The organism is Variovorax sp. YR752 (genome assembly GCF_943372545.1).
Map to the genome: position 1 here is coordinate 43,980 of NZ_CALRZC010000003.1, position 25,064 is coordinate 69,043.

Genomic DNA, 25,064 nt, shown 5'->3' on the forward strand with positions numbered 1-25,064 from the left:
GGCGGGTGCGGGTCAGTTCGCCTGGATGCGGTACTTCTTGACGATGGCGGCGTTGCGCTCGGACAGCGCCCGGGTTTCGACCATCAGCGCGGGCGTGTCGATGCTCAGCTCGGGCTCCAGGCCCACGTCGTTCAGCTTCTGCAGCACCGAAGGCACCTGCGCGGCCTTCTCGATCGTGGCCTGCAGCCTGGCCAGCACGTCGGCCGGCAACTTGGCGGAGCCGATGAAGCCGACCCAGCCGCGGAACTGCAGGTCGGGGTAGCCGAGCTCGGTGGTGGTCGGCAGGTCGGGCAGGAAGCGCGAGCGGGTCTTGCCGGTGAAGGCATAGGGGCGCAGCTTGCCGGCCTTGATGAGCGGCATCGAAGTGAGCATGCCGTCGAACATGACGTCGATCTGGCCGCCCAGCAGGTCCTGCAGCGCGGGCGGCGAGCCGGCGTAACCCACGTGCTGCATGTCCAGCCCGGCGCGGTCGCTGAGGATCAGGCCGGCGTACTGCGACACGGTGCCGGGGCTGTAGCTGGCGAAGCTGCTCTTGCCCTTGCGCTTCTTCAGCTCGGCGACCAGGCCCTGGAAGTCCTTGGCCGGAAAGTTCGCCGCCGTGACGAGCACCACGCCCGAGCGCGCCACCGAGGCGATGGGCACCACGTCCTTGAGCGGATCGAAGGGCATCTTCACGAGCTGCGGCGTTTCGGCCAGCACGTTGCTCGCGGCCATCACGATGGTGTTGCCGTCGGCCGGCGCCTGCAGCATCGCTTGCAGGCCGATCGAGCCGCCCGCGCCGGGGCGGTTCTCGATGATCACGGGACGGCCGATGTCCAGTGCCATCTGTTGCCCGACGACGCGGGCGACGATGTCCATCGTGCCGCCCGGCGGCGCGGGAACGATGAGCTTGAGGGGCTTGTCGCCCAGCGCCCAGGCCCCGAGGGCCATCGAGCATCCGACCAGCGCCACGGCGGCGGTGCGTACAAAGTGAAGCAGTTTCATGGGGTGTCTCCGGTTCTTGTGTCACGCAGGCCTCGGTGGGCCAACGCCGCCAGTATCCGGCGCACCCCGCCCTCGGTTCTTGCTTTATTGGGGCGTCCGTTTGTCGATTTGGGACATCCCTTCGACCGCACTTCCGGTCGCTGCGGTGCGCCGCAAGAATGGGCGCTTCCATGCACCCAGACACTCCAGGAGACGCACCATGAACCAGGCCATCCGCTTCCACGAAACCGGCGGCGCCGACGTGCTCAAGCTCGAACACGTCGAGGTCGGCGAGCCCGGCCCAGGCCAGGCGCGCGTGCGCCACAGCCTCATCGCCGTCAATTTCATCGACATCTATTTCCGCACCGGACGCTATCCGCTCGCACTGCCCAATGGTCTCGGTTCCGATGCCGTGGGTGTGGTCGAGGCCGTGGGGCCGGGTGTGACCGACATCCGTGTGGGCGATCGCGTGGGCTACCTTCTCGGGCCGCAGGGTGCGTACTCGCAAGTGCGTGTGATGCCCGCTGACGTGCTGATCCCTCTGCCCGATGGCATCTCGGACAGCACGGCCGCCACATTGATGATGAAGGGCATGACGGCGCAGTACCTGTTCCGCCAGGTCTATCCGCTGAAGGGTGGCGAGACCATCCTGTATCACGCAGCGGCCGGTGGTGTCGGCCTCATCGCCTGCCAGTGGGCGCGTGCGATGGGCGTCACGATGATCGGCACGGTCAGCACCGACGAGAAGGCCGCCGTCGCCAAGGCCAACGGCTGCACGCACACCATCGTGACCTCGCGCGAGAACATCGCCCAGCGTGTGCGCGAGATCACGGACGGCAAGGGCGTACCGGTCGTGTACGACTCCGTGGGCAAAGACACCCTGGACGCGTCACTCGACTGCCTGCAGCCGCGCGGCACGCTCGTGAGCAACGGCACGTCGTCGGGGTCCGTGGTCCTCGACACCAAGGTGCTCGCGGGCAAGGGCTCGATCTGGCTCACGCGGCCGGCGATGGTGCATTACATCCACCCGCGCCCGCACATGCTGAGCATGGCCGACGAGCTGTTCGGCCACGTGCTGGCCGGCCGCATCGTGAGCGAGCCGCAGCAGAGCTTTGCGCTGGCGGATGCAGCCGAGGCGCACCGTGCGCTCGAAGGCCGCAAGACCACCGGCGCCACCGTGCTCGTGCCCTGAGCACAAAACAAGGGGGCGAGGCCGATGGCCTCGCCCCCTTGTTTCGCAGACGCTCAGAACGCGTGCCGGATGCCGACGTCGTAGCCCATTGCGCCGCGGGGCTGGAACCCGCCCGTGTTCGTGTAGCTCGCCTGCGGAAAGATCGCGGGCAGGCTCAGCACCAGCGGCGTCACGCCCATCACGGTGGGGTTGTTGTGGCCGTCGCGGATGCGGATGCGCGCCACCGACGCGTACAGCGCCGTGCGCTTCGACAGGTGGTGCACGTAGCCGACCGCGAACTTGTTGGTGCTGGCGTCGCCGTTCGGCACCGGCAAGCCGTTGTCGAACTTCACCTTCGCGTACGAGACGCGAATGAGGCCCGGGCCGACCGGCACCGTGAGGCCGAGCAAGGCGCCGTCGTAGCGGTCGCTGATGCGCGCGAACAGCGGGCCTTCGCGCACATCCTTCACGCGCGACAGTTCGCCGAACAGCTTGGCCGCGCCGAAGTCGTACGACGCGCCGACGTTGAAGCTCTTGATCCGCTCCTTGTTGAGCGCCGTGTCGGCCACCGTGCTTTCGCCGTAGGCCATCGCCACGTCGACGGGGCCGCCGGTCCACCCGGCCCGGGCGCCGGCATAGCGTCCGCGCTGGCCGGTGCCCGCCGGGGCGCCAGGGCCTTCGACCTTGATGTTCTCCGGGAACGCGTACTGCACCTGGCCGTAGAAGCCGCCCAGGTTCGCCGGCAGGAAGTAGCTGATCGCGTTGCTCGTGCGCAGGTAGCTGTCGGTGCCTGCCGAGAGGCCGCCGTTCAGCAGGCCGCCTGTAGCCAGCGCACGCGAGGCCGCGATGTTGCTGTTGACCACCGCGATGAGGTTCGTGCCCACGCCGTTGACCGTCATCGGGTCGAACACCGCATCGTTCCAGAACGAAGCCGTGTAGTCGCGGCCCAGGCGCACTTCGCCGAAGGGACCGCTGAGGCTCAGCGTGGAGCGGCGTCCGAAATTCGCGATGCCGCCGCCCGTGTCGTTGCTCAGCGGCGCCTCGAGCCAGAAGCTCGCGGCCAGGCCGCCGCCGAGGTCTTCGGTGCCGCGAAAGCCCAGGCGGCTGGAGCTCAGGCCCGAGGGCGACAGCACCGTCTGGCGCTGGCCCGCCGTGCGCGAACCGAGCAGCGCAGCGGCGCCGTAGGTCTCGCTCTTCGTCGTGTAGCGGCTGATGCCTGCGTCGATGACACCGAACACGGTGAGTGAGGACTGGGCACTGGCGCCGACGGCGCCCAGCGTTCCCGCGACAAGGATGAAAGGTCTGATGCGCATGCCCGGTGTCTCCGATGGCTGTGGATGAAATTCTTTTTTTGCGAAGCGCGGCCCGCTCAGGCGAGCTCGCGAATCAACGCGTCAGCGCCCGGCCAGTCGCCGAAGCCCGCCTGCGGGTTCAGGTGCCCGACCGCGCCCAGCTCGACGAAGCGGCTGCCCCAGGCCTGCGCGAGGTCGCGTGTGCGATCGAGCTGCGCGAGCGGGTCGTTGCTGCTCGCGGCCACGATGCTGGGGAACGGCAGCGGCAGACGCGGAAGGGGCAGCCAGCCGTGGGCCTGCAGTGCGTCGTGCGTGGGGTAGCCCGCGGGCAGCGGCGTCTCGAGGTCCGCGGGCGTCGCGAGCAGCGCGCCGCGGATGCGGTCCGCGCGATGCGATTGCGCCCAGTGCGCCACCATGATCGCGCCCGCGCTGTGTGCCACGAAGACCACGGGCCCGTCGATGTCCTGCAGCGCGCGTGTGATCGCGTCGACGCGCGCCGCGCAACTGAGCTTGTCGTGCTCGAGCGGCGGCACGCTGCGCACGCGCGGCAGCCGGGCCGCGAGCAGCGTCTGCCAGTGGTCGGCGACATGGTCGCGCAGGCCGGGCACGATGAGAACGGTGGTGGGAATCGGAGGGGTCATGGGCACGTTTCAGCAAGGGCGTTGGAGAGCGATGGCAGTGCATCGCGTTGCCCCGGATTCTGGTGACGGCGGTGTTCCCCCGATTGACATTGCGCGCCAGCCACTTACCCTTCGATGCCACTCCAGTGCTCAGGTTTTCGATGTCTTCCTTGGTCCGCGCCGCCAGTCTCACCAACTACAGCGATGTCGCCCGTGCCAGTGGACTGGACCCGGTGCGCATGCTGCTCGATGCCGGCCTGAACCCGAGCGTGCTCGACGAACCCGACCTCATGATTCCCGTCGAGGCCGTCGCCTCGCTGCTGCAGTCGTCGGCCGAGCGTTCGGGCAACGAGAGCTTCGGCCTGTGCATGGCCGAGTCGCGGCGCCTGTCCAACCTGGGCGCCGTCGGCCTGCTGGTGCGCGAACAACCCACGCTGCGCGATTCGCTCGATGTGCTGATGCGCTACCTGCCGCTGCTCAACGGCTCGCTGTCGCTGATGGTCGAGGCCTTCGACCAGGTGGTGGTCATCCGCGAAGAGGTGAAGCCCGGCAAGGCCAACCGCGCCACGCGCCAGCGCATCGAACTCGCGCTGGGCGTGATGCTGCGGATCATGCGGCAGTTTCTCGGCGCCGACTGGCAGCCGCGGCGCGTGTGCCTGGCGCACCCGGCGCCGCGCGACCTGCGCACGCACCGCCGCGTGATGGGCCCGGCCCTCGCGTTCGACCACGACTTCAACTGCATCGTCTGCGCGCGCGAAGACCTGGCCGCACCCAACCCGTCGGCCGACCCGGCCATGGCGCGCTATGCGCAGCAGCTGCTCGACGCCGCCGCTCGGCCGGGCGGCGATGCGCTGCACGACGATGTGCGGCGCGCGGTGCTGCTGCTGTTGCCCAGCGGGCGCTGCACCATCGAGCAGGTGTCGGACCACGTGGGCGTGGTGTGCCGCACGGTCCAGCGCCGACTCGCCGACGAAGGGCAGACCTTCTCGTCGATCGTCAACGACGTGCGCAAGGAACTCGCCACGCGCCACGTGCTCGAGAGCGACCGTCCGCTGGCCGAGGTGGCGACGCTGCTCGGCTTCTCGGCGCCCAGCGGGCTGTCGCGCTGGTTCCACGCGCAGTTCGGCTGCAGCGCGAAAGAAAGCCGCGCCCAACGCAGTGCGGGTCGCCGCCGCGCCGCCGCGCGGCAGGCGCACGATTGACGCGCAGAATCGGCGCCGCCCTCCTTCCTGCAGACACCACGGACACGAACGACTTGGCCACCTTCCCGACGACCGGTGCGACCGGCGCCCCCCGCGACCTGCTGCTCAAGGTGACACCGCCGCGCGTGCCGCGCCACCTGGTGTCGCGCGCCCGCCTGCTGGCCACCGCCGACGCGCTGCGCGACCACGCGGTGTTCGTGGTGCAGGCGCCGTCGGGCTTCGGCAAGACCTCGCTGCTGGCGCAGTGGCGGCTGGAGTACCTGGCGATGGGCATGCCGGTGGCCTGGGTCTCGGCGCAGACCCACGACGACCCGGGCCGGCTGGTGCAGAGCCTGGCGCTCGCGCTGCGCGTGGCCATGGGCCGCCCCGCGTTCGGGCGCAGCGTGCTCGAAGACGACCGGCCCGGCAACCTCGGCAGCGTCACGGCCCTGCTGTCGGAGCTGACGCAGGCGGCCCTCGACGTGGTGCTGGTCATCGACGAAGCCGAGCGGCTGCCGCCGGCCTCGCGCGAGGCACTGGCCTACCTGCTGCGCAACGCGCCGCCCAACGTGCGCACGCTCATCGCCACGCGGCCCGACGGCCGGCTCGACATCGAAGACCTCGTGGCCTACGGGCAGTGCGTGGAGATCGGCCCCGCGCTGCTGAAGTTCAGCCTCGACGAAACGCTGCAGCTCGTGCACGCGCGCTTCGGCGCGCGCGTCGACCGCAACATGGCAGCGCGGCTGCACGAGCTGACCGAAGGCTGGCCGCTGGGCCTGCAGCTGGCGACGACGATCATCTCGCGCGGGGCCGACGCGCACGCCGCACTGTCCGACATGACAGCTGCGGCCGGCGAGCTGCAGAGCGAGCTGGTGCGGCTGCTGCTGGTCAACCTCGACCCCCAGGATCGCGACTTCCTGGTCCGCATCGCCGTGCTCGACCTGCTGCACCCCGAGCTGTGCCAGGCCGTGTCCGGCGCCGACGACGCCGCGGCGAGGCTGGCGCGGCTGAGCAACGACACGCCGGTGTTCGCCGCCGCTGAAGGGGGCGAGTGGCTGCGCATGCATGCGCTGGCGCGCGACGTGCTGCGCCAGCGCTTCGGCGCGCTCGACGCCGCCGAGCAGGTGGCGGTGCATGCGCGCGCGGCGCAGTGGCTGGCCGCGCACGACCTGATCGACGAGGCCGCCCACCATGCGCTGAGCGCGGGCCAGCACCAGACCGCCTACGAACTCGCGGAGCGCAGCGTGTACGAATCGCTGATGCGGCGTGGCCGGCAGTCCGCCGTGCTCGAATGGCTCGCGCAACTGCCCGCCGACGAGCTCGACCGCCGCCCGCGCCTGCTGCTGGCCGCGGCATGGACGCTCGCATCGAGCGAGCGGCACGACGAAGCCGGCCGCTTCGTGGCACGCCTGCTCGCACAACCCGGTGCGAGCGATGCGCTGCGCTGCGAATGCGCGCTGATCCTCGGCGGCGCCGCTGTGTTCGCGGACGACCCCGACCACTTCGTCGAACTGCACGCGCCGTGGACCGAGGCCGTGCCGATCACCGACCCGCTGCTGCTGCAGTCGCACGCCAACCGCATGGCCTACCGCGCGCTGCTCGAAGGCGAGCCGGCGCTCGCGCGCCTGCGCCAGCAGCAGGTCGCGCGCGGGCAGGCGGGCCCCGGCATCGACTACATCCGGCGCTGGAGCGAACTGGTCATCGGCCTGAGCTATGCCTGGGAAGGTCAGGTGCTGCTGGCCGAACAGCTGCTGCGGCCCGCCGTGGCCGGTGCCGAGGCCGAGCTGGGCCGGCGCCACCGCCTCAGCTGCAACCTCGCCGCGCTGCTCGCCGCGGTGGCCTGGGAGCGCGACCTGCCCGGCGACGCCGCCCTGCTGCTGGCCGACCGCCTCGACGTGCTGGAGCACAGCGGCCTGCCCGAATCGCTGCTGCTCGCCTACCGCACCGCGGCGCGCATCGCGGCGGCCGAAGGCGCCGAGCACCGCGCGCTGGAACTGCTGAACGCACTCGACGCGGCCGGTGCCGCGCGGCGCCTGCCGCGGCTGCGCATCGCCAGCCTGGCCGAGCAGGTGCGCCTGCACGCGCAGCGCCACCGCGCCCAGACCTGCCGCGAGCTGTGCGAGCGCATCGACGCGCAACTGGCCGACCCCGCGCTGCCGCAAGGCCCGCTGTGGCGGCGCAGCGTGCAGGGGCTGCGCGATGTGGCGCACGCCCACGCGGCCATCGCCGCGCGCGACTGGCCCGGCGCCCTCGCGCAGCTCGCGCGTGCCGACGAACAGGCACGCCAGCGCAAGCAGGGCGGCCTGCACATCGAGCTGCTGGGCCTGCGCGCGCTGGCACTGGAGCGCTGCGGCCAGCCCGCGCAGGCGCTGCTGCGCGAGGCGATGGACCTGGCGCGCGCCTACGGGCTGCAGCGCGTGTTCTCCGACGCGCACCCCGAGTTGGGCGCCTGGGTCGGCACGCTCGCGGCCGAGGGCGCGCAGCCCGAGACGCCGTTCGCCCCTGCCACAGCCACGACGCCGCCCGCGCCCGTGCCGCCCGTGACGACGCACGGCGCCGTGCTCACGCCCAAGGAGGGCGAGGTGCTGACGCTGCTGGCGCGCAACCTGTCGAACAAGGAAATCGGGCGCGCCATGCAGGTGGGCGAAACCACCATCAAGTGGCACGTCAAGAACCTGTTCGCCAAACTGGACGCCGGCACGCGCACGCAGGTGGTCCAGCGCGCGCGCATCCTGGGACTGCTCGGCCCCGAACGCTGAAAAAGCGTGAGCGGGCGAGGGTTTGTCCCTCCCCTCCAGAGCCGGTTCCCCCTCCCGCGAGGAGGGGGCGCGCGCAGGGGCCCCGACCTATTCTTGCTCCCAGCACGGTCACTGCCACGACCGGCACAGGAGACAAGACACATGGGTTCCACGATCCAGCCAGGCCTCTCGAACGGGGCCGCCCCCGCCGTGCACACGCGCGGCATCCAGGTCCACCCCGTGACCTGCGCCATCGGCGCCGAACTGCGCCACGTGTCGCTGGCCGAGGCCTCGCGCGACGCGGGCCTGGCCGCCGAGATTCGCGCGCTGCTGGTGCAGCACAAGGTGCTGTTCTTCCGCCAGCAGGAACTCACGCGCGGCGAGCACGTCAGCTTCGCCCGCCACTTCGGCGAGCTCGAGGACCACCCCGTGATCGGCAGCGACCCCGAGCACCCGGGCCTCGTGCGCATCTACAAGAACCCCGAGACGCCGGTCGATCGCTACGAGAACAGCTGGCACACCGACGCCACCTGGCGCGAGAAGCCGCCCTTCGGCTGCGTGCTGCGTTGCGTGGAGTGCCCACCGGTCGGCGGCGACACGATGTGGGCCAACATGGTGCTGGCCTTCGAGAAGCTGCCCGCGCACATCCAGCAGCAGATTGCGGGGCTGCGCGCGCGCCACAGCATCGAGGCCACCTTCGGCGCCGCGATGCCCACCGAGAAGCGCCTGGCACTGAAGGCCCAGTTCCCCGACGCCGAGCACCCCGTGGTGCGCACGCACCCCGACACGGGCGAGAAGATTCTGTTCGTCAACGGCTTCACGACGCACTTCACCAACTTCCACACGCCGGCCAACGTGCGCTACGGGCAGGACTACACCCAGGGCCACTCGGCGCTGCTGCAGTACCTGATCAGCCAGACCGCCATCCCCGAGTACCAGGTGCGCTGGCGCTGGCAGCCGGGCGACGTGGCCATGTGGGACAACCGTTCGACCCAGCACTACGCGGTCATGGACTACCCGCCCTGCCATCGAAAGATGGAACGCGCCGGCATCGTCGGCGAAGCGGTCTTCTGAGCGGGCGCTGCGCCCTCCTCTCTTTTCTTTCTCTTCCTTTCTCCCGAGGTCTTGCCATGAATTTTCTCGACGGCCATCTGTTCCCCGAAAACCAGCAGCCGCTGATCATCACCGCCGCGCCGTATGCGCCTTCATGGATGCCTTCGGACTTCCCCGGCGAGATTGCCGTGACCATGGAGGACCAGATCCAACGCGCGGTGGACTGCTACAACGCCGGCGCCACCGTGCTGCACCTGCACGTGCGCGAACTCGACGGCCGGGGCAGCAAGCGCCTGTCCAAGTTCAACGAGCTGATCGCCGGCGTGCGCAATGCCGTGCCCGAAATGATCATCCAGGTGGGCGGCTCGATCAGCTTCGCACCCGAGACCGACGGTGCGGCCGCCAAGTGGCTGAGTGACGACACGCGCCACATGCTGGCCGAGCTCGACCCCAAGCCCGACCAGGTGACGGTGACCATCAACACCTCGCAGATGAACGTGATGGAGCAGTTCGACCTGCGCGACATCCAGGGCACGTCGATGGAAGACCCCGCCACCTTCAACGCCTACAAGGAAATGACCGTGCCTTCGCAGCCCGGCTGGGCCGAGGAGCACATCCGCCGACTGACCAAGGCTGGCATCCAGAGCGCCTTCCAGTGCTACAACATCAACAGCTTCGAGTCGGTGGAGCGGCTGATGCGCCGCGGCATCTACAAGGGCCCGCTGGTCATGAACTGGGTGGCCATCGGCGGCGGCATGGACGTGCCCAACGTCTACAGCCTGGCCAACTTCATGCGCGCCGTGCCCGACGGCGCGGTGGTGACGGTGGAGGCCTCGGTGCTCAACGTGCTGCCGATCAACATGATGGGCATCGCCATGGGCCTGCACGTGCGCACCGGCACCGAAGACAACCTGTGGAACCAGGACCGCTCGGCCAAGATCGGCACCGCCAAGCAAGTCGAGCAACTCGTTCGCATCTCGCGCGAATTCGGCCGCCCCATCGCCACGGGCCGGCAGGCACGCGAGATGTCCAAGATCGGCGTTTTCTACGACACGACCGAAGCATCGCTGGCGGCCAACGGCTTTGCGCCAAACGCCCCGGGCCGGCAGCAGGGCTTCCTGCGCAAGGCGGCCTGAGCCCCACGCACCGCCGGCACAAGAACACCTGGAGACATCGCGATGAAAAAGACTCAAAACATCCTTCGCCGCCTGAGGCCATGGGCGGTTGCCCTGGCTGCCGCGCCCCTGCTCGCCCATGCCTGGACCACCAAGCCGGTACGCATCGTGGTGCCGGCGCCCGCCGGCGGCACCATGGACGTCGTGGCCCGCGTGTTGTCCGAAGCGATCTCGGCCGAGATCGGGCAGCCGGTGATCGTCGACAACAAGCCGGGTGCCGGTGGCGCCATCGGGGTGCAGGCCCTCAACAGCGCACCGCCCGACGGGCAGACCATCATGTTCATGGTCAGCAACATCCTGACCGAGATTCCCCTGGTGATGAAGACCAGCTTCGACCCGGTCAAGGACGTGAAGCCGGTGACCATGGTGGCGCGCTCGGCGATGGTGCTGGTGAGCGCACCGACGGTGCCGGCCAACGACCTGAAGGGACTCATCGCCTACCTGAAGACCGGCAAGGGCAGCCCGGGCAGCTACGCCTCGTACTCCGCGGGAACCAGCTCGCACTACGCCGGCGCCATCTTTGCCAGGAAGGCGGGGCTGGACCTGCAGCATGTGCCGTTCCCGGGCTCGCCGCCGGCGCTGCAGAACCTGATGGGCAGCCAGGTCGACATCCTGTTCGACGGCATCGTCACGTCGCTGCCGCTGATCAAGGCCGGCAAGGTGAAGGTCTTCGGGGTCGGGGCCAAGACCCGGCTGGCGCAGCTTCCGGACGTGCCCACGATGGCCGAGCAGGGCTTCGACGAGATCGACTTCTCGAACTGGGCCGGCGCCATCGTGTCGGCCAGGATGCCCGACGACCTCGTCAAGCGGATCAATGCGGTCCTCACGAAGGCGGCCTCCTCGCCGAAGGTGCGGGAGCGGCTCATCGCGCAGAACTTTGTGCCGATGACCAGCGAGAGCCCCGAGCAGCTCGCGAAGATCACGCACGACGAGTACGAGCGCAACGCGCGAATCGTCAAGACCTACAACATCCAGCTCAACCAGTGAGCGTGCACGCAGACGCCTGAACTGCGTCGCGTGCGTCCGATACAGACCCCCTCAAGGAACAAGACATGTCCAAAGCCATCCGCTTCCACGAAACCGGCGGCGCCGACGTGCTCAAGCTCGAACACGTCGAGGTCGGCGAGCCCGGCCCGGGCCAGGCGCGCGTGCGCCACAGCCTCATCGCGGTCAACTTCATCGACATCTATTTCCGCACCGGACGCTATCCGCTCGCACTGCCCAATGGCCTCGGTTCCGATGCCGTGGGCGTGGTCGAGGCCGTGGGCCCGGGCGTGACCGACATCCGCGCGGGCGATCGCGTGGGCTATCTGCTCGGGCCACAGGGTGCGTACTCGCAGGTGCGTGTGATGCCGGCTGATGTGTTGATCCCTTTGCCTGATGGCATCTCGGATAGCACCGCCGCCACATTGATGATGAAGGGCATGACGGCGCAGTACCTGTTCCGCCAGGTCTATCCGCTCAAAGGTGGCGAGACCATCCTGTATCACGCAGCCGCCGGCGGCGTGGGACTCATCGCCTGCCAGTGGGCACGTGCGATGGGCGTCACGATGATCGGCACCGTCAGCACCGACGAGAAGGCCGCCGTCGCCAAGGCCAACGGTTGCGCTCACACCATCGTGACCTCGCGCGAGAACATCGCACAACGCGTGCGCGAGATCACCGACGGCAAGGGTGTGCCCGTCGTGTACGACTCGGTGGGAAAGGACACGCTGGAAGCCTCGCTCGACTGCCTGCAGCCACGCGGCACGCTCGTGAGCAACGGCACGTCTTCTGGCACCGTGGTCGTCGATTCGCAGGTGCTGGCCGCGAAGGGTTCGCTCTGGCTCACGCGGCCCGCGATGGTTCACTACATCCACCCGCGCCCGCACATGCTGAGCATGGCCGACGAGCTGTTCGGCCACGTGCTGGCCGGGCGCATCGTGAGCGAGCCGCAGCAGAGCTTTGCGCTGGCCGATGCAGCCGAGGCGCACCGCGCGCTCGAAGGCCGCAAGACCACCGGCGCCACCGTGCTCGTGCCCTGAACACCCCCACGAATAAACACAACGAGCAGGAGACAAGACCATGAAGAAGAACAGGACCCTCATCGCCGCCGCAGCCATCCTGGCCGCCGGCCCCGCCCTCGCCCAGTCCTCGCTCACGCTGTTCGGCGTGGTCGACGCGGGCGTCAGCCACTACCGCACCACCAGCAGTTCGTACAACCCGCTGCGCCCCGCCGAGCTGCGCCAGAGCCAGACCGCGCTGTCGCCCTCGGGCAATGCATCCAGCCGCATCGGCTTTCGCGGCACCGAAGACCTGGGCGGCGGGCTGGCCGCGAGCTTCTGGCTCGAAGCGCCGCTGAGCAACGACACGGGTGGCGGCATCGCGAACTTCGGTCGCCGCTCCACGCTGAGCCTCAGCGGCCCCTTCGGTGAAGTGCGCCTGGGCCGCGACTACACGGCCTCGTTCTGGAACGACGCCGTGTTCGATCCCTTCAGCGTCAACGGCGTGGGCACCAACCTGATCGCGGTGGTCAACAGCAACATCGCGGCTTCGCGTGCGCTGGCGACCGGCGGCCTGCTGAACGGCGGCCTCTCGGCGGGCACCGACAGCTACCTGCGCACGAGCAACGCCATCAGCTACTTCCTGCCGTCGAACCTGGGCGGCTTCTACGGTCAGGTGCAGTACGCGCTGCACGAAAACACCAAGGTCAGCAACGTGCCCGACAGCCCCTCGCAGCGCGGTCGCTACGTGGGCGGACGCATCGGCTGGGCCAGCGGTCCGGCCGACGTGGCGCTGGGCTACGGAGAGAGCACGCTGGCCAGCGCCGCCGCGCAGAGCGAGAAGATCAAGAGCCTGAACATCGGGGCCTCGTACGACTTCGGCGTGGTGAAAGTGTTCGGCGAATGGTCGCGCGTGCGTGATGTGCGCAACAGCGCCACGCCGTTCGCCAGCGGTTCGCTGCGCCTGAGCGACCGCTACGACGGCCTCATGGCCGGCGTGAACGTGCCGCTGGGCGCGGGCGTGGTGCGCGCCTCGTATGCGCGCGTGCGCTTCGTCAACGGCCTGGGCCTGCCCGATGGCAATTCGTCGGTCAACAAGCTGGCGCTGGGCTATGTGCACAACCTGTCCAAGCGCACGGCGCTGTACGCCTCTGTGGCGCGCATCCACATTGCCAACGGCCGCAACAACCCGACCGTGATGGGCGTGACGCCGCTGGTGCTGAGCCTGCCGGCGATCTTTCCGCAGCCGGCCTATGCGACCACCAACGGCATGCAGCCGCACCGCGCGCTGGGCTACGACGTGGGTATTCGCATGGCGTTCTGAGCGCCTGACAACCGCGGCGGCGCCCCCGCGCCGTCGCTTCGGTGTGGCACGATCCACGGATGCTTCAACCGTCCCGCCGCATCCCGTACCGCACCTGGCCGGGCGCGCTCGCGATCCTCCTGGCCATTGCCGCGTATGTCGGCGGCCTCACCTTCTGGAACAACCACACGCCCGGCAGCCGGCCGCTGCCCGCGGGCGAGACCGTGTCGGTCGGCCATGCGCGCTTCGAGCCCGCACCGGGCTGGCAGATGGACGTGTCGCGCTCGAAGGCGGGCCAGTCGCTCATGCTCTTCAAGGGCGGCCACAAGTTCCTCGTGACCACGCGCCTGTGGATCGGCGGGCCCGACGGCCCCATGGTGCGCCAGCAGCGGCTCATGGAGCGCGGCCAGGGCCTGACGGTCGAAGGCGACGTGTCCGACTTCGTCACCGGCTGGGGCCTGCAGGGCAAGACCTTCGCCTACTACGGCGCCAAGCTCGCCGGCCGCTTCTGGCAGGTGGTCGACACGCAGCGCCGCTCGCTGGTGCAGATCGACGTGTACGGCCCCACCGACGGCTTCAACGAAGCGCTCGCCGACGCTCGCAAGATGCTCGACTCGATGGACCTGGAGGCACCGCTGTGAGCACCACCACCGAAGCCCCCACCGACGCCATCGCCACGCAGGAAGACGCCGACTGGCCGATCGGCACCGACTCGTTCTTCCAGCCGCAGCGCGCCGCGTTCTGGCTGCTCGCGGCGTTGATCCTCAACGGCTTGTTCTACACCGTGTCGATGTTCTCGCTGGGCTTTCGCGTGGTGCCCGTCACCGCGCTGCTCGGGCTCCTGGTGTGGGGCGGCTACACGGCGGCGTTCGTGCTGTTCTTCCGCACGCTCGACCTGCTGGAGCAGCACCCGCCCGAGGCCTACGTGCTGGCCTTTGCATGGGGCGGGCTGGGCGCGGTGTACTTCGCGGCGCCGGCCAACATCGCCATCCAGAGCCTGTGCGCCAAGCTGGTGTCGCCCGAGTTCGTCGCGGTCTGGGGGCCGGCCATCGCGGGGCCGATCACCGAAGAGTTCCTGAAGCTTGCGGGCGTGATCCTGCTGGTGCTGATTGCGCGCAACCAGTTCGAAACGTATCTGTCGGTGCTGATCGTCGGCGCCATGGCCGGGCTGGGCTTCCAGGTGATCGAGAACCTGAGCTACACGGTGAACAGCGCCGTGAACTTCCCGCTCGAGAACCAGGTGTACCCGGTGCTCTACCACCTGCTGATGCGCGGGCTGCTGAGCGGGCTGTGGAGCCATGCGGCCTACACGACCATCGCCTCGTTCGGCGTCGCGTGGTTCCTGCTCAACCCGCAGCGTTCGATGGCGGCGCGCATCGGCTGCGCCCTCTTCTACTTCGCACTGGCGTGGGCGATGCACTTCATCTGGAACTCACCGCTGCTCGAAGACCGCTTCGACGACGGCTTTGTCGGCATCGCGCTGCTGCTGGTCGTCAAGGGCATCCCGGTGGTGATCGCCGCCGCCTTCGTGTGGCGCGCCGCCGCGCGCGAGAACGGCACCTACCTGCACGCGCTGGCCGCCTACTTCGTGCCCGAGCGCGAGCTGATCCGCGACGACGAATGGGTGCGCCTGGGTGCGCCGCTGCTGCGCTACCGCGTGCGCCGCGACATGGGCAAGGAATTCGGCCAACGTGCCCGGCGCCTGAAGGCGCAGCTGCAGCGCGAACAGCTGCGGCTCATCCTGAAGGCCGGCACGCACGGGCGCGGGCCGCAGACGCGGCGCCATGAAGTCGCGGTGCGGCGCCTGCGGGCCGAGCTCGATCTGCTCACGCGGCCGCAGGGCTGACGCTTTACTTCGCCGGCAGGTACAGCCGCGGATCGACCGCCTTGCCGCGGTAGCGGATCTCGAAGTGCAGCTTGGCGCGGCCGCCTTCGGCCGGGCCGATCTCGGCGAGCTTCTGGCCGCGCTGCACGCGCTGGCCCTGCTTCACGCCCACGGTGCCCACGTTGGTGTAGATCGACATGTACGAGCCGCCGTGGTCGACCATGATGACGCTGCCGTAGCCGCGCATGGTTTCGGTCGCAGCCACCGAGCCGGCGCCGATCGAATGCACGGGCTCGCCGCTGCTGCCGCCGATGTCCAGGCCCTTGTTGCTGTTGCCGTTGAAACCGGCAATGACCGCGCCCTGCGTCGGCCAGCTCCAGTCGGCGCGCCGCGACGCGGGCGGTACGACAGGGTCGCGCTCGCGAGGGACGGGCTTGGGTTTTTCTGCATTGCTGCCGCCACTGCTGCTGCGCGGCGGGGGCGTTGCACCACCCGACACGGCACCGCCCGGCGGCACCACGCGCAGCACCTGGCCGGCTTCGAGCTGGTCGGGGTCCTTGATCTGGTTCCAGCGGGCAATCTCGGCCGTCGTCCGGCCGTGCCGCTGCGCGATGCGGTAGAGCGTGTCGCCCGTCTGCACGACGTATTCACCGGGGCCGGCCACCGGCGTGCTCGGCGTGGTGGAACATGCACCCACCAGCAATGCCGCCATCAACGCGGCGCATGCGCCCCATCTTCTCCCTGTCACAACCACGCGCTGAGTCCTTTCTGAATCGTCCGGATCGCGCGACCTCGCAGGTCGAGGCGCGCCTGAACAATGCGGCAAGGCTACCAGCAGTCGTTGCGCGGACATTGCGCCCGCAGGCGAAGCCCCCTATTTCTTCGGCTGCAGCAGCTGCTGCAGGTTGGCCATGTTCTCGTTCAGGCGGTCCTGCACCACCTTCCAGCTGTTGTTGCGCGCCTGCGCTTCCAGCTGCGCCAGTTCGCGGAAGTTGTCGACGGCCTGCTGCACACCACGCTGCGCAGCCTCGGTCTGCTGGGAGAGGGCGTCGGTGCCGGTGGCGTCCTTCAGTGCGTCCTGCCACTGGGCCAGCGTGTCGCGCAGGATCTCGCCGCGCCGCTGCGCGAGCGACTGGATGCCTTCGTAGGCCTGCCGGTTGGCCTCGGCGAGCGCCTCCATGTCCTTGCGCTGCCACTCCACGAGCGCGCCAACGTCCACGCCGGGCAGCTTGAGCTGTTCGATCAGCTTGCCGAAGTCCTCCATCGACGGCAGCGCCGTGGGGAAGAGAGGGCTGGTGTTGGCTGCGGTCTTGCTGGTTGCCATGAATCGAATCTCCTTGAGTGAGTGAAATAGCGGGTAACGAAAAAAGTCAGGCCGTCGCGAGCTGCGAGCGGCGCGCGGCGGCGGGCCGCATGACGAGCAGCAGGACCACGCCGGACGACAGCCACAGCCCGATCGCCAGGAACATGCTGTTGTCCGAGCTGCCCGAAGCGGTGGTGATCCATGCGGTGATCACCGGCATCACGGCGGGCCCGAGGTTGCCCAGGCTGCTGATCAGCGCAATGCCGCCGGCCGCCGACTTGCGCGGCAGGTACTCGCTGATGGCCGCGAAGAAGATCGGCGTGTTGGCCGACTGGCCGATGCTCATCACCGCGAGCCCTGCCAGCGCCAGCATCAGGTTGCCGCCGCTGAAGACGGCCACCAGCAGGCCGGCCGAGGCCAGCGCCACGCAGAAGAAGAAGTGCTTGCGCCGCTCCAGGTGCTTGTCGGAACTGCGGCCGACGAACACCATGCCGATGGCGCCGAAGACCGCGGGTATCGCGGACAACAAGCCGACCATGAACACGTCGCCCACGCCCCAGTTCTTGATGAGCGTCGGCACCAGGAACACCAGCGTGTAATTGGCGCCCAGGAACAGGAAGTACACGAAGGCCATCGTGAACACCTTGGGGTCGCGCAGCAGCGCCCAGAACGAACCGTGCGAGGCGGTCTCCACCGCATGCGGCTCGTTGTCCAGGTGGTTGCGCAGCGCGAGCTTCTCGGAAGGCGTGAGCCAGTGGGCCTGCTCGGGCTTGTCCTTCAGATAGAAGAACGCGACGATGCCGAGCACCGAGGCCGGCAGTCCCTGCACCACGAACAGCCACTGCCAGCCATGGTGGCCGCCCAGGCCGTTCATGTACTTCATGATCCAGCCCGACAGCGGTCCGGCCAGCAGGTAGCCGATGGCCGTGGCCGTCATGAAGATCGAGATCACCTTGCAGCGCCGCGCCGAGGGGTACCAGTAGGTGAGGTACAGGATGATCCCCGGGAAGAAGCCTGCCTCGAAAGCGCCGAGCAGGAAGCGCAGCACGTAGAACTGCGTGGTGGTCTCCACGAACATCATGGCCGAGGCCACGAGCCCCCAGCAGAACATGATGCGCAGCAGCGTCTTGCGTGCGCCGATCTTCTCGAGCATCAGGTTGCTCGGCACCTCGAAGAGAAAGTAGCCGATGAAGAAGATGCCCGCACCCAGCGCATAGGCCTCGTTGCTGAAGGCCAACGTCTGCTTCATCTGCAGCTGCGCGAAGCCGATGTTGATGCGGTCGATGAAGGCGACGATGTAGCAGAGGATCAACAGCGGCAGCAGGTGCCAGCTGACTTTGGAAAACAAAGCCTCGTCCGCCGCGTTGTACGGCGCGCGGGCGGGGGCCTGCGCAGAAGTGGGGGTCATGGTCTTGCTTCCTTGGGGGTCGGTCGATGAAGGGATCGTCGGGAAGGACTAGGCAGCAGCAGCGGTGGCGCGCTTGCCCTTGGCAGCGGTGGCCGGCTTGCGCGGCGCGCGGGGCTTCTTGCTGGCGGGCGCTGCAGCCGCAGCGGTGGCACGTGGCTTGGCCGCGGCGGGCGCCTTCGCGCGGCGTGGGGCCTTGGCGGGCACGACCTCGGCCTCCACCTCTTTCGCGACCACCGGCTGGGCCGCGGCCCCGATGCTCGGCAGCCGCTCGATCTGCCGCAGCGCCGCGCGCAGGTGACCGATCAGCTCGTACGACTCTTCCTGCGACAGGATGCGGCGGCAAGCCGTGAGGCCGAAGTCGAGCGAGCCCGCGTAGCTCTGCACCGTGATGTTCAGCGCACTGCCGTGGTACGGAATCGAGACGGGGTAGAAGTGCATCATCCGCGCGCCCGCCACATAGAGCGTGGCGCCCGGGCCCGGCACGTTCGAGATCAGCACGTTGGCCGCGGGCGGCACGCGGCGCGCCAGGTTGGAGCGCCCGTAGAGCGAGGCCAGGCTGGTCATGAGCCAGGGCGAGCCGGTGATCGGCATGTCCACGCCGAGCACCGGCTTGAGCTCGCGCACCACGGCCTTGGCCGCTTCCGACGACGCATGGATCGCCTTGAAGCGCTCGGCCACATCGCCGATGTCGGTCGCCAGGTCGACGCGCACCATCGACACCTGGTTGTTCATCGAATCGTCGCCCTCCGCGCGCAGGCTCACGGGCACGCCGGCGATCAGCGCTTCTTTCGGCAGCAGGTTGCGCTCCTTGAGGAAGCGCGCCAGCGCCTCGCTGCACATCGCCATCACGATCGTGTTGACGGTGCCGCCCACGCGCTTGCCCAGCGCCTTCAGTTCGTCGAAGGGCAGCGACATCGTGCTGTACGAACGCTGGTTGGTGATGGCGTCGTTGAACATGCTCTTGGGCGCCATGCCCAGGCTCAGGCGGCGCTGGCCCTTGCCGGTCTGCTGGCTCGCGAGCACGCTGCCGGCCGCCGTGAGGGCGCGCGCGGCGGCCGGCAGCAGCTCGGCGAGCTTGCGGTACTGGCGCGCCGAGTTGGACACCGCCGCCTGCAACAGCTCGGCCACGCCGAGCTGGTAGTGGCTGCCGCCGCCGCGCTTGCGGCGCGCGGGCCGCACCTCGCGCATCTGCGCCGTGGTGTCGTAGAGCACCTTGGCCAGCTCGGTGCCGGCCTTGCCGTCGACGCCGCTGTGGTGGGCCTTGGTATAGAAGGCCACCTGGCCGTTTTCCAGGCCTTCGATGACGTACATCTCCCACAGCGGGCGGCTGCGGTCGAGCAGGCTCGAATGCAGCCGCGCGACCAGGTGGTGCAGCTGCTCCATGGTGCCGGGGCGGCGCAGCGTGAGGCTGCGCACGTGGTAGTCGAGGTCGATGTCGTCGTCGTCGATCCACACCGGCTCGGCCAGCTCGAAAGGCATCTGCGCGAGCTTGCGCGTGAGCACCGACGCCAGGTGCAGCCGCTTGCCCAGCATGCCCTTCACGTCTTCGTAGTAGTCGCCCCGGTAGCCCTCGGGCAGGTCCAGGAGCATGAGGCTGCCGACGTGCATCGGCGTCTCGGGGGTTTCAAGGTGCAGGAACGACGCGTCCATGCTGCTCAGGTGGTCCATGGCGTGGCCTCTTTCGTCGGTTGGATTAGGGGGGTGCCGTTCAGGCGAGGGCCGCGGCGACGGCCTGAGCGCGCAGCTCTTCGTCCACGAGGTCTTTCTTCGAGAGCTTGCCGACCGCCGTCTTGGGCAGCGCGGCGCGGATCTCCAGGGCCTGCACCATCTCGTGCTTGCCCACGCGCTCCTTGAGGAAGGCCTGCAGCTGCGCCAGCGTGAAGGGCTCGGCGCCGGCCTTGAGCATCACGAAGGCCTTGGGCGACTGCCCGCGGTACTCGTCGGGCACGCCGATCACCGCCACCTCGTTCACCGCCGGGTGCTGGTAGATCGCTTCTTCGAGCACGCGCGGATAGACGTTGTAGCCGCTGCACAGCAGCATGTCCTTGCAGCGGTCGACGATGAAGACGAAGCCGTCGTCGTCCATGTAGCCCACGTCGCCGGTGCGAAAGAAGCCGTCGAAGGTGGTGCTGTCGGCCGTGGCCTCGGGCTTGTTCCAGTAGCCCTTCATCACGTTCGGGCCCTGGATGCACAGCTCGCCCTTCTCGCCCAGCGGCACGTAGCGCGAAGGGTCCTCGAGGTCGAGCATCTTGATGAGCACGCCCGGGTGCGGAATGCCGCACGAGCCCGCCTTGCGCTGGCCGTGCGCGGGCGAGAAGGTGCCGGTGGGCGAGGTCTCGGTCATGCCCCAGCCTTCGGCCAGCCAGGTGCCGGTGATGGCGCGGAAGCGCTCGCCGACCTCCATCGGCAGCGGCGCGCCGCCCGAGTTGCACAGCTTGAGCGAGTGCAGGTCGTACTGCGGCGTGTCGGGGTCGCCGATCACCGCGGTGAACATGGTGGGCACGCCGCAGAAGGTGGTGAGTTTTTTCTCGGCGATGTCGCGCAGCGCGGCCTTGGGGTCGAAGCGCAGGTGCTGCACGATCTCGGCGGCCAGGCGCACGCCCAGCAGCAGGTTGACCGTGAGCGCGTAGATGTGAAACGGTGGCAGCACCGCGAGCAGCCGCTCGGTGCCCATCTGCAGCACGGGCGGCGTGCCCGACTGCGTGATCACCACCTGCTCGCAGGCCGACGACAGGTTGGCATGCGTGAGCATCGCGCCCTTGGGCAGGCCGGTGGTGCCGCCCGTGTACTGCAGGATGGCCAGGGCCTCGCGCGGATCGCCGAGCGGGTGCGGCGTGTAGCGGCCGTCGTTGTCGAGCAGCTCGGAAAAGCGCAGGTGGTGCTCGTCGCCGGAGATGTCGACCGTTTCGTTCTTCGCCTTCATCTGCGCGGCCACCTGCTCCGGTGCGCCGGTCATCTCGGCGAGGTTGCCGACGATGAGCTTCTTCAGCCGTGTCTTGCCGAGCATGGCGGTCATCTGCGGGTACAGCGCTGCCAGGTCGAGCGTGATGAGGAAGTCGGTCTGGCTGTCCTCGATCTTGTGCTCGAGCACCTTCGCCGCATCGAGCGGCGAGTAGTTGACCACCGTGCCGCCCGCCTGCAGCACGCCGAACAGCGCGACCAGGTAGTGCGGCGTGTTCGGCAGGAACAGGCCCACGTGCACGCCGGGGCGCACGCCCAGGGCCTGCAGCCCCTTGGCGGCGCGGTCGACCAGCGCGCCGAGCTCGCGGTAGTTCAGGCGCTTGCCCATGAAGTCGATGGCCGGCCGGTCGGGGAAGCCGGCCACGGCGTCGGTCAATATCTGCTGGACCAACGTGGGCGTGATGTCGTGGTCCCACGCCACGCCTTCGGGGTAGGAAGCCAGCCAGGGCTTGCTGTTCATGTGCGTCTCCAGGAAGTGAGTGAGTGACGGAGTGAGTCGGTGATGCGGCGGGTCAGGCGGCCTTGCGCACATCGCGGTGCGGGTCGAGGTACAGCAGGCGGCGCAGGCCTTCGCGGCGGAAGGGCTTCCATTCGCCCTCGGGCTGTGCGAGCCGGTCGGCAATGGCGTAGAGCACCACGGGGTTGTGGCCGAGGCCGCAGTGGCTGCCCTCGACCTCGATGTTTTCCGAGGTCGCGGTCTCGCGTTCGCGGCAGCCTTGCCAGGCCACGATGCCGTCGCTGCGGCTGTAGATGGCGCTGGCCGGCACGGGCGGCGGCGTGCGCATGCGTTCGCGCTCGGGCCAGTCGTCGACCTTGCGCTCGCTCACCCTCTCGTACAGCCGCCACGCGTTGCTCGCACGCGGTTCACCCGCGAAGGGGCTGCCGAGCGTGATGACGCTGCGCACCTGCGAGGGCGCGCGCCGTGCCAGCTCGCGTGCGAACACGCCGCCCAGGCTCCAGCCGACGATGCTCACCTTGCGCTGATAGCGCTCGTGCAGCTCGGCCAGGCGCTCCTGCATCTGGTCTTCCACGCCGGGGCGCGGGCCGAAGTTGGGGCCGAGCTTCCATCCGTGCGCGCGGTAGCCGCGGTCGCGCAGGAAGGCGCGCAGCGGTTGCGTCGATGCATCGCTCGCCGAAAGGCCGGGCAGCACGAGCACAGGATGCCCGTCGCCCGCGGGCGCCATGCGCAGCATCGGGGCCATGGTGAAGAACGCGGACAGCTCCGCCACGGCGCGCCACTCGAGCATCAGCAGGCGACGGGACGGCGGAGCCATCGAAGAGGATTCGGTCATGGTCATCTCGGGAGTGGAGGGAAAGGGAAAGAAAAAAGAGAGGAAGAAAAAGCCCGACGTGCAGTCGCGATGCACACGGCTACCCGGTCGGGCGGTCGTTCGAGAGAGGATCGAGATCGGGGAAAAGGGAAAGCAGCGACGCGCAACGGCGGCGCCCTGCCTGTGAGTCGGCTCGCATGCATAGGGTGAACCCGCTGCGTACGTCCAGTCCGTGCCGGGCATGCCGGCACGCGCGAGGTGCATCCATGTGTTGTCTGTCTCCTGTCGGCCTCGTCCGCGCCTTCAGCGAGGCTCGGATCGGGCACTTTGTTTTGGTTGCTCCGGGCGCCATCTTTTCGCGGCGACGTCGACAAGAAAAGGTGCGATGCGACCACTTCGCGGTGATTTCGGGACGCGTGTGGAAACGACGCGCAGGGGCGACTCACAACTGCGAACAGAGGTGTGGATCGACGGCCACATGCGTGACACGCGAACGCCGCACGAAGGCGCTCGCGTGTGGATCAGCAGTGAAGTTCGCGATGCCCGATGCGGCATCGCTCGAAGAAGCTCAGGCCTTGGCCGCGCGGTAGTCCTGCGGGCTGCGGCCGGTCCAGCGCACGAAGGCGTGGCGGAAGTTCGAGGCGTCGCTGTAGCCCAGTCGCTCGGCGGTTTCCTCGGTGGTCATGCGCGTGGTGCGCAGGTACTCGATGGCCAGCACGCGGCGCACGTCGGCCAGGATGCCGCGGTAGGTCGTACCTTCGGTCTCGAGCCGGCGACGCAGGGTGCGCGGATGGATCGACAGCTCCGAAGCCATCGGCTCGATGGTCGGAAAGCGCCACGGCATGTGGTCGATCAGCGTGCGCCGCACCACCGACGAGACGCCGCCAGAGCGCGGCAGGTCGGCCAGCACCTGCTGGCACATCTCGCTCACCATCGCATGCGTGACCGAGTCGGGCCGCCGCGGCGGCTGGTCGACCCACGGCGAGCCGATGCGCAGTTCATCGCGCGGCTGCCCGAACGCCACGGGGCAACCGAACAGCGTGCGGTAGGCGCTCAGGTCTTCGGGCTCGGCAAAGCGCACGTGCAATGCAGAGAGCGCGAACGAAGGACCGAAGAGATCGCGGCCCAGCCGCAGGTGCACCGCGAAGGCGAACTCGAGCGCGAAGCGGTACAGCGGGTCTTGCGGGTCGGACGACAGCAGCACCTCGTAGGGCAGCACCGCGGTGCCACCGCTGCACGCGTACGACACCGGCCCCGCCACGGGGCCCATGACGCGGTTGTACTTGATGCTGAAGTCCATCAGGTCGGCATGCGTGGGACTGCTCAGCAACCCGTAGCCGTACATGCCGTAGGCCGTGAGGTGCATGCGGATGCCCGCGCGGAAGGCGATGGTGGGACCGGGCGCAAGACGCACCGCGTTGCGGAAGACGATGGCCGCTTGCTCGTAGGAAATCCGCGTCGCGGGTGCGCGCAGTTGTTCTTCCGTCAGGCCGCTTCCGCTCAGGGTGTGTCCCGGTGTGATGCCTTCTTCGACCAGGGTGGCGACGATGGCTGCGACGCGCTGGGGTCCGTAGACGCGTGACGCGAAGTCGGGTGGCGAACGATGCACGGCGATTCAATCCCTTCAGAACACGTGCCTTCGATTGCAAAGCCGCCACTGGCTTCGCACTCCAAGGTCGTCGCAGGATATCGAAGCGTTCTGCGCGTGCAGACTCGGAGTTTCCCGATGGTGCGAAATTGTCCCAAAGTCACTCGCGGATGGTCTGAACGAACCTTTCTCGCTGCAACGCCCCACGGAAAGATCGTCGGCGAACCACCGGCCCGGCCGCAGGGCACAAAGCGCAACGCGCGACGGTTGCCTTTCGCTTCTCTTCCTTTCTCTCCCCTTCCTTTTCACAGCCACGCCCCATGCAACGCGCCCCTTCTCCCCCTTTGTTCGCTTCGTCCAACGGCATCGAGCTGGCGTATGACTGCTTCGGCGATCCGGCCGCGCCACCGCTGCTGTTGATCATGGGTCTGGGCACGCAGATGATTGCGTGGGACGAAGCCTTCTGCGAACGCCTCGCCACGCGCGGCTACCGCGTCATCCGTTTCGACAACCGCGACATCGGACTGTCCACGCGCCTGACCATCGCGGGTATTCCCGACGTGGCGAAGCTGCTGGGGCAAGCCCTGGCCGGCGTGCCCGTGAGCGCATCGCAGGTGCCGTACACACTGGCCCACATGGCCGACGATGCCGTCGGCCTGCTCGATGCGCTCGACATCGAAAGCGCCCACATCGTCGGCGCCTCGATGGGCGGCGCCATCGGCCAGGAGATCGCGCTGCGCCATCCGGCGCGCGTGCGTACGCTGGTGTCGATCATGGCAACGAGCGGCGCCCCCGACCTGCCGCCGCCCCAGGCGCTGCAGGTGCTGCTAACGCCCACGCCGCTGGACCGCGCGGGCTACATCGCGCGCCAGCAGCAGGTGATGAAGGTGCTGCGTGCCGGTTCGCATCCGGACGAAGAGGCGCTCGATGCCGCACGCGCGGGACGCACGTTCGAACGCGGCCTGCACCCGGCCGGCTACGCGCGCCAGCTCGCAGCGATCATCGCGTCAGGCAGCCGCAGGGAGCGACTGGCGTCGCTGAAGGTGCCGACGCTGGTGATCCATGGCGATGTCGATCCGCTGGTGCCCCTCGAATGCGGGAAGGATGTGGCGCGGCATGTGCCCGGTGCAAAGATGGTGACCATCGAGGGCATGGGGCACGCGCTGCCGAAGGTGACGTGGGCGCCGGTGATCGATGCGATTGCGGGGCACGCGGTGGCGGCGCGCTGAA

21 protein-coding genes are annotated in these 25,064 nt (G+C 68.8%); 11 read left to right on the forward strand and 10 right to left on the reverse strand.

What is annotated here, in order from left to right:
* Nucleotides 1–12: 12 nt before the first annotated feature.
* The gene (locus AAG801_RS01165; RefSeq protein ID WP_341886786.1) at nt 13–984 is read right to left on the reverse strand and encodes a tripartite tricarboxylate transporter substrate binding protein; all 972 of its coding nucleotides are present in this window, start codon (nt 982–984) and stop codon (nt 13–15) included.
* A 199-nt stretch (nt 985–1,183) separates the two neighbouring features.
* On the opposite strand from AAG801_RS01165, the gene AAG801_RS01170 reads away from it, so the two are divergent.
* Nucleotides 1,184–2,155, forward strand: a complete 972-nt coding sequence (locus tag AAG801_RS01170; RefSeq protein WP_341886787.1) for a quinone oxidoreductase — start codon at nt 1,184–1,186, stop codon at nt 2,153–2,155.
* 53 nt (nt 2,156–2,208) lie between these two features.
* Here the strand turns inward: AAG801_RS01170 and AAG801_RS01175 are convergent, their stop codons facing one another.
* Nucleotides 2,209–3,447, reverse strand: coding sequence for a porin (locus AAG801_RS01175; RefSeq protein WP_341886788.1), 1,239 nt, complete (start codon nt 3,445–3,447; stop codon nt 2,209–2,211).
* A 56-nt stretch (nt 3,448–3,503) separates the two neighbouring features.
* On the reverse strand, nt 3,504–4,067 hold the full coding sequence (locus AAG801_RS01180; protein WP_341886789.1) for an alpha/beta fold hydrolase: 564 nt from the start codon (nt 4,065–4,067) through the stop codon (nt 3,504–3,506).
* 140 nt (nt 4,068–4,207) lie between these two features.
* On the opposite strand from AAG801_RS01180, the gene AAG801_RS01185 reads away from it, so the two are divergent.
* The 9 genes from AAG801_RS01185 (at nt 4,208) to AAG801_RS01225 (ending at nt 15,324) form a co-directional block, all read left to right on the forward strand.
* Nucleotides 4,208–5,248 carry an AraC family transcriptional regulator gene (locus AAG801_RS01185; protein WP_341886790.1) on the forward strand — a complete coding sequence of 347 codons (1,041 nt, stop codon included), beginning with the start codon at nt 4,208–4,210 and terminating at the stop codon, nt 5,246–5,248.
* Nucleotides 5,249–5,301: 53 nt separating this feature from the next.
* Nucleotides 5,302–7,986: a LuxR C-terminal-related transcriptional regulator gene (locus AAG801_RS01190; RefSeq protein WP_341886791.1), complete on the forward strand. Its 2,685-nt coding sequence runs from the start codon at nt 5,302–5,304 to the stop codon at nt 7,984–7,986.
* A gap of 204 nt (nt 7,987–8,190) precedes the next feature.
* A complete protein-coding gene (locus AAG801_RS01195; protein WP_341886821.1) occupies nt 8,191–9,039 on the forward strand; it encodes a TauD/TfdA family dioxygenase in 849 nt (282 codons plus the stop codon).
* Between the two features lie 56 nt (nt 9,040–9,095).
* Nucleotides 9,096–10,154, forward strand: coding sequence for a 3-keto-5-aminohexanoate cleavage protein (locus tag AAG801_RS01200; protein WP_341886792.1), 1,059 nt, complete (start codon nt 9,096–9,098; stop codon nt 10,152–10,154).
* Nucleotides 10,155–10,196: 42 nt separating this feature from the next.
* Nucleotides 10,197–11,180 carry a tripartite tricarboxylate transporter substrate binding protein gene (locus AAG801_RS01205; protein ID WP_341886793.1) on the forward strand — a complete coding sequence of 328 codons (984 nt, stop codon included), beginning with the start codon at nt 10,197–10,199 and terminating at the stop codon, nt 11,178–11,180.
* Nucleotides 11,181–11,245: 65 nt separating this feature from the next.
* Nucleotides 11,246–12,217, forward strand: a complete 972-nt coding sequence (locus AAG801_RS01210; RefSeq protein ID WP_192193430.1) for a quinone oxidoreductase — start codon at nt 11,246–11,248, stop codon at nt 12,215–12,217.
* Nucleotides 12,218–12,257: 40 nt separating this feature from the next.
* Entirely contained in the window at nt 12,258–13,499 is a 1,242-nt protein-coding gene (locus tag AAG801_RS01215) for a porin (protein ID WP_341886794.1), read from the forward strand.
* A gap of 59 nt (nt 13,500–13,558) precedes the next feature.
* Nucleotides 13,559–14,119, forward strand: a complete 561-nt coding sequence (locus AAG801_RS01220; RefSeq protein ID WP_341886795.1) for a hypothetical protein — start codon at nt 13,559–13,561, stop codon at nt 14,117–14,119.
* Nucleotides 14,116–15,324 carry a PrsW family intramembrane metalloprotease gene (locus AAG801_RS01225; protein WP_341886796.1) on the forward strand — a complete coding sequence of 403 codons (1,209 nt, stop codon included), beginning with the start codon at nt 14,116–14,118 and terminating at the stop codon, nt 15,322–15,324. Before AAG801_RS01220 ends, AAG801_RS01225 begins: the two co-directional genes overlap by 4 nt.
* Nucleotides 15,325–15,328: 4 nt before the next feature.
* Here AAG801_RS01225 and AAG801_RS01230 read toward each other — a convergent pair whose 3' ends face one another.
* The 7 genes from AAG801_RS01230 to AAG801_RS01260 form a co-directional block, all read right to left on the reverse strand.
* Nucleotides 15,329–16,015, reverse strand: a complete 687-nt coding sequence (locus AAG801_RS01230) for a peptidoglycan DD-metalloendopeptidase family protein (RefSeq protein WP_341886797.1) — start codon at nt 16,013–16,015, stop codon at nt 15,329–15,331.
* 162 nt (nt 16,016–16,177) lie between these two features.
* Nucleotides 16,178–16,627, reverse strand: coding sequence for a phasin family protein (locus tag AAG801_RS01235; RefSeq protein ID WP_341886798.1), 450 nt, complete (start codon nt 16,625–16,627; stop codon nt 16,178–16,180).
* Between the two features lie 46 nt (nt 16,628–16,673).
* Complete coding sequence (locus AAG801_RS01240; RefSeq protein WP_341886799.1) at nt 16,674–18,014, reverse strand: MFS transporter; 1,341 nt, start codon at nt 18,012–18,014, stop codon at nt 16,674–16,676.
* 48 nt (nt 18,015–18,062) lie between these two features.
* Entirely contained in the window at nt 18,063–19,682 is a 1,620-nt protein-coding gene (locus tag AAG801_RS01245; RefSeq protein ID WP_341886800.1) for a wax ester/triacylglycerol synthase family O-acyltransferase, read from the reverse strand.
* A 40-nt stretch (nt 19,683–19,722) separates the two neighbouring features.
* Nucleotides 19,723–21,435 carry a long-chain fatty acid--CoA ligase gene (locus AAG801_RS01250; protein ID WP_341886801.1) on the reverse strand — a complete coding sequence of 571 codons (1,713 nt, stop codon included), beginning with the start codon at nt 21,433–21,435 and terminating at the stop codon, nt 19,723–19,725.
* A gap of 52 nt (nt 21,436–21,487) precedes the next feature.
* Entirely contained in the window at nt 21,488–22,267 is a 780-nt protein-coding gene (locus tag AAG801_RS01255) for an alpha/beta hydrolase (protein ID WP_341886802.1), read from the reverse strand.
* 547 nt (nt 22,268–22,814) lie between these two features.
* Nucleotides 22,815–23,855: an AraC family transcriptional regulator gene (locus AAG801_RS01260; protein WP_341886803.1), complete on the reverse strand. Its 1,041-nt coding sequence runs from the start codon at nt 23,853–23,855 to the stop codon at nt 22,815–22,817.
* Nucleotides 23,856–24,154: 299 nt separating this feature from the next.
* Here AAG801_RS01260 and AAG801_RS01265 point away from each other — a divergent pair, with 299 nt between their 5' ends.
* The gene (locus tag AAG801_RS01265; protein ID WP_341886804.1) at nt 24,155–25,063 is read left to right on the forward strand and encodes an alpha/beta fold hydrolase; all 909 of its coding nucleotides are present in this window, start codon (nt 24,155–24,157) and stop codon (nt 25,061–25,063) included.
* The last annotated feature ends 1 nt before the right edge of the window (nt 25,064 follow it).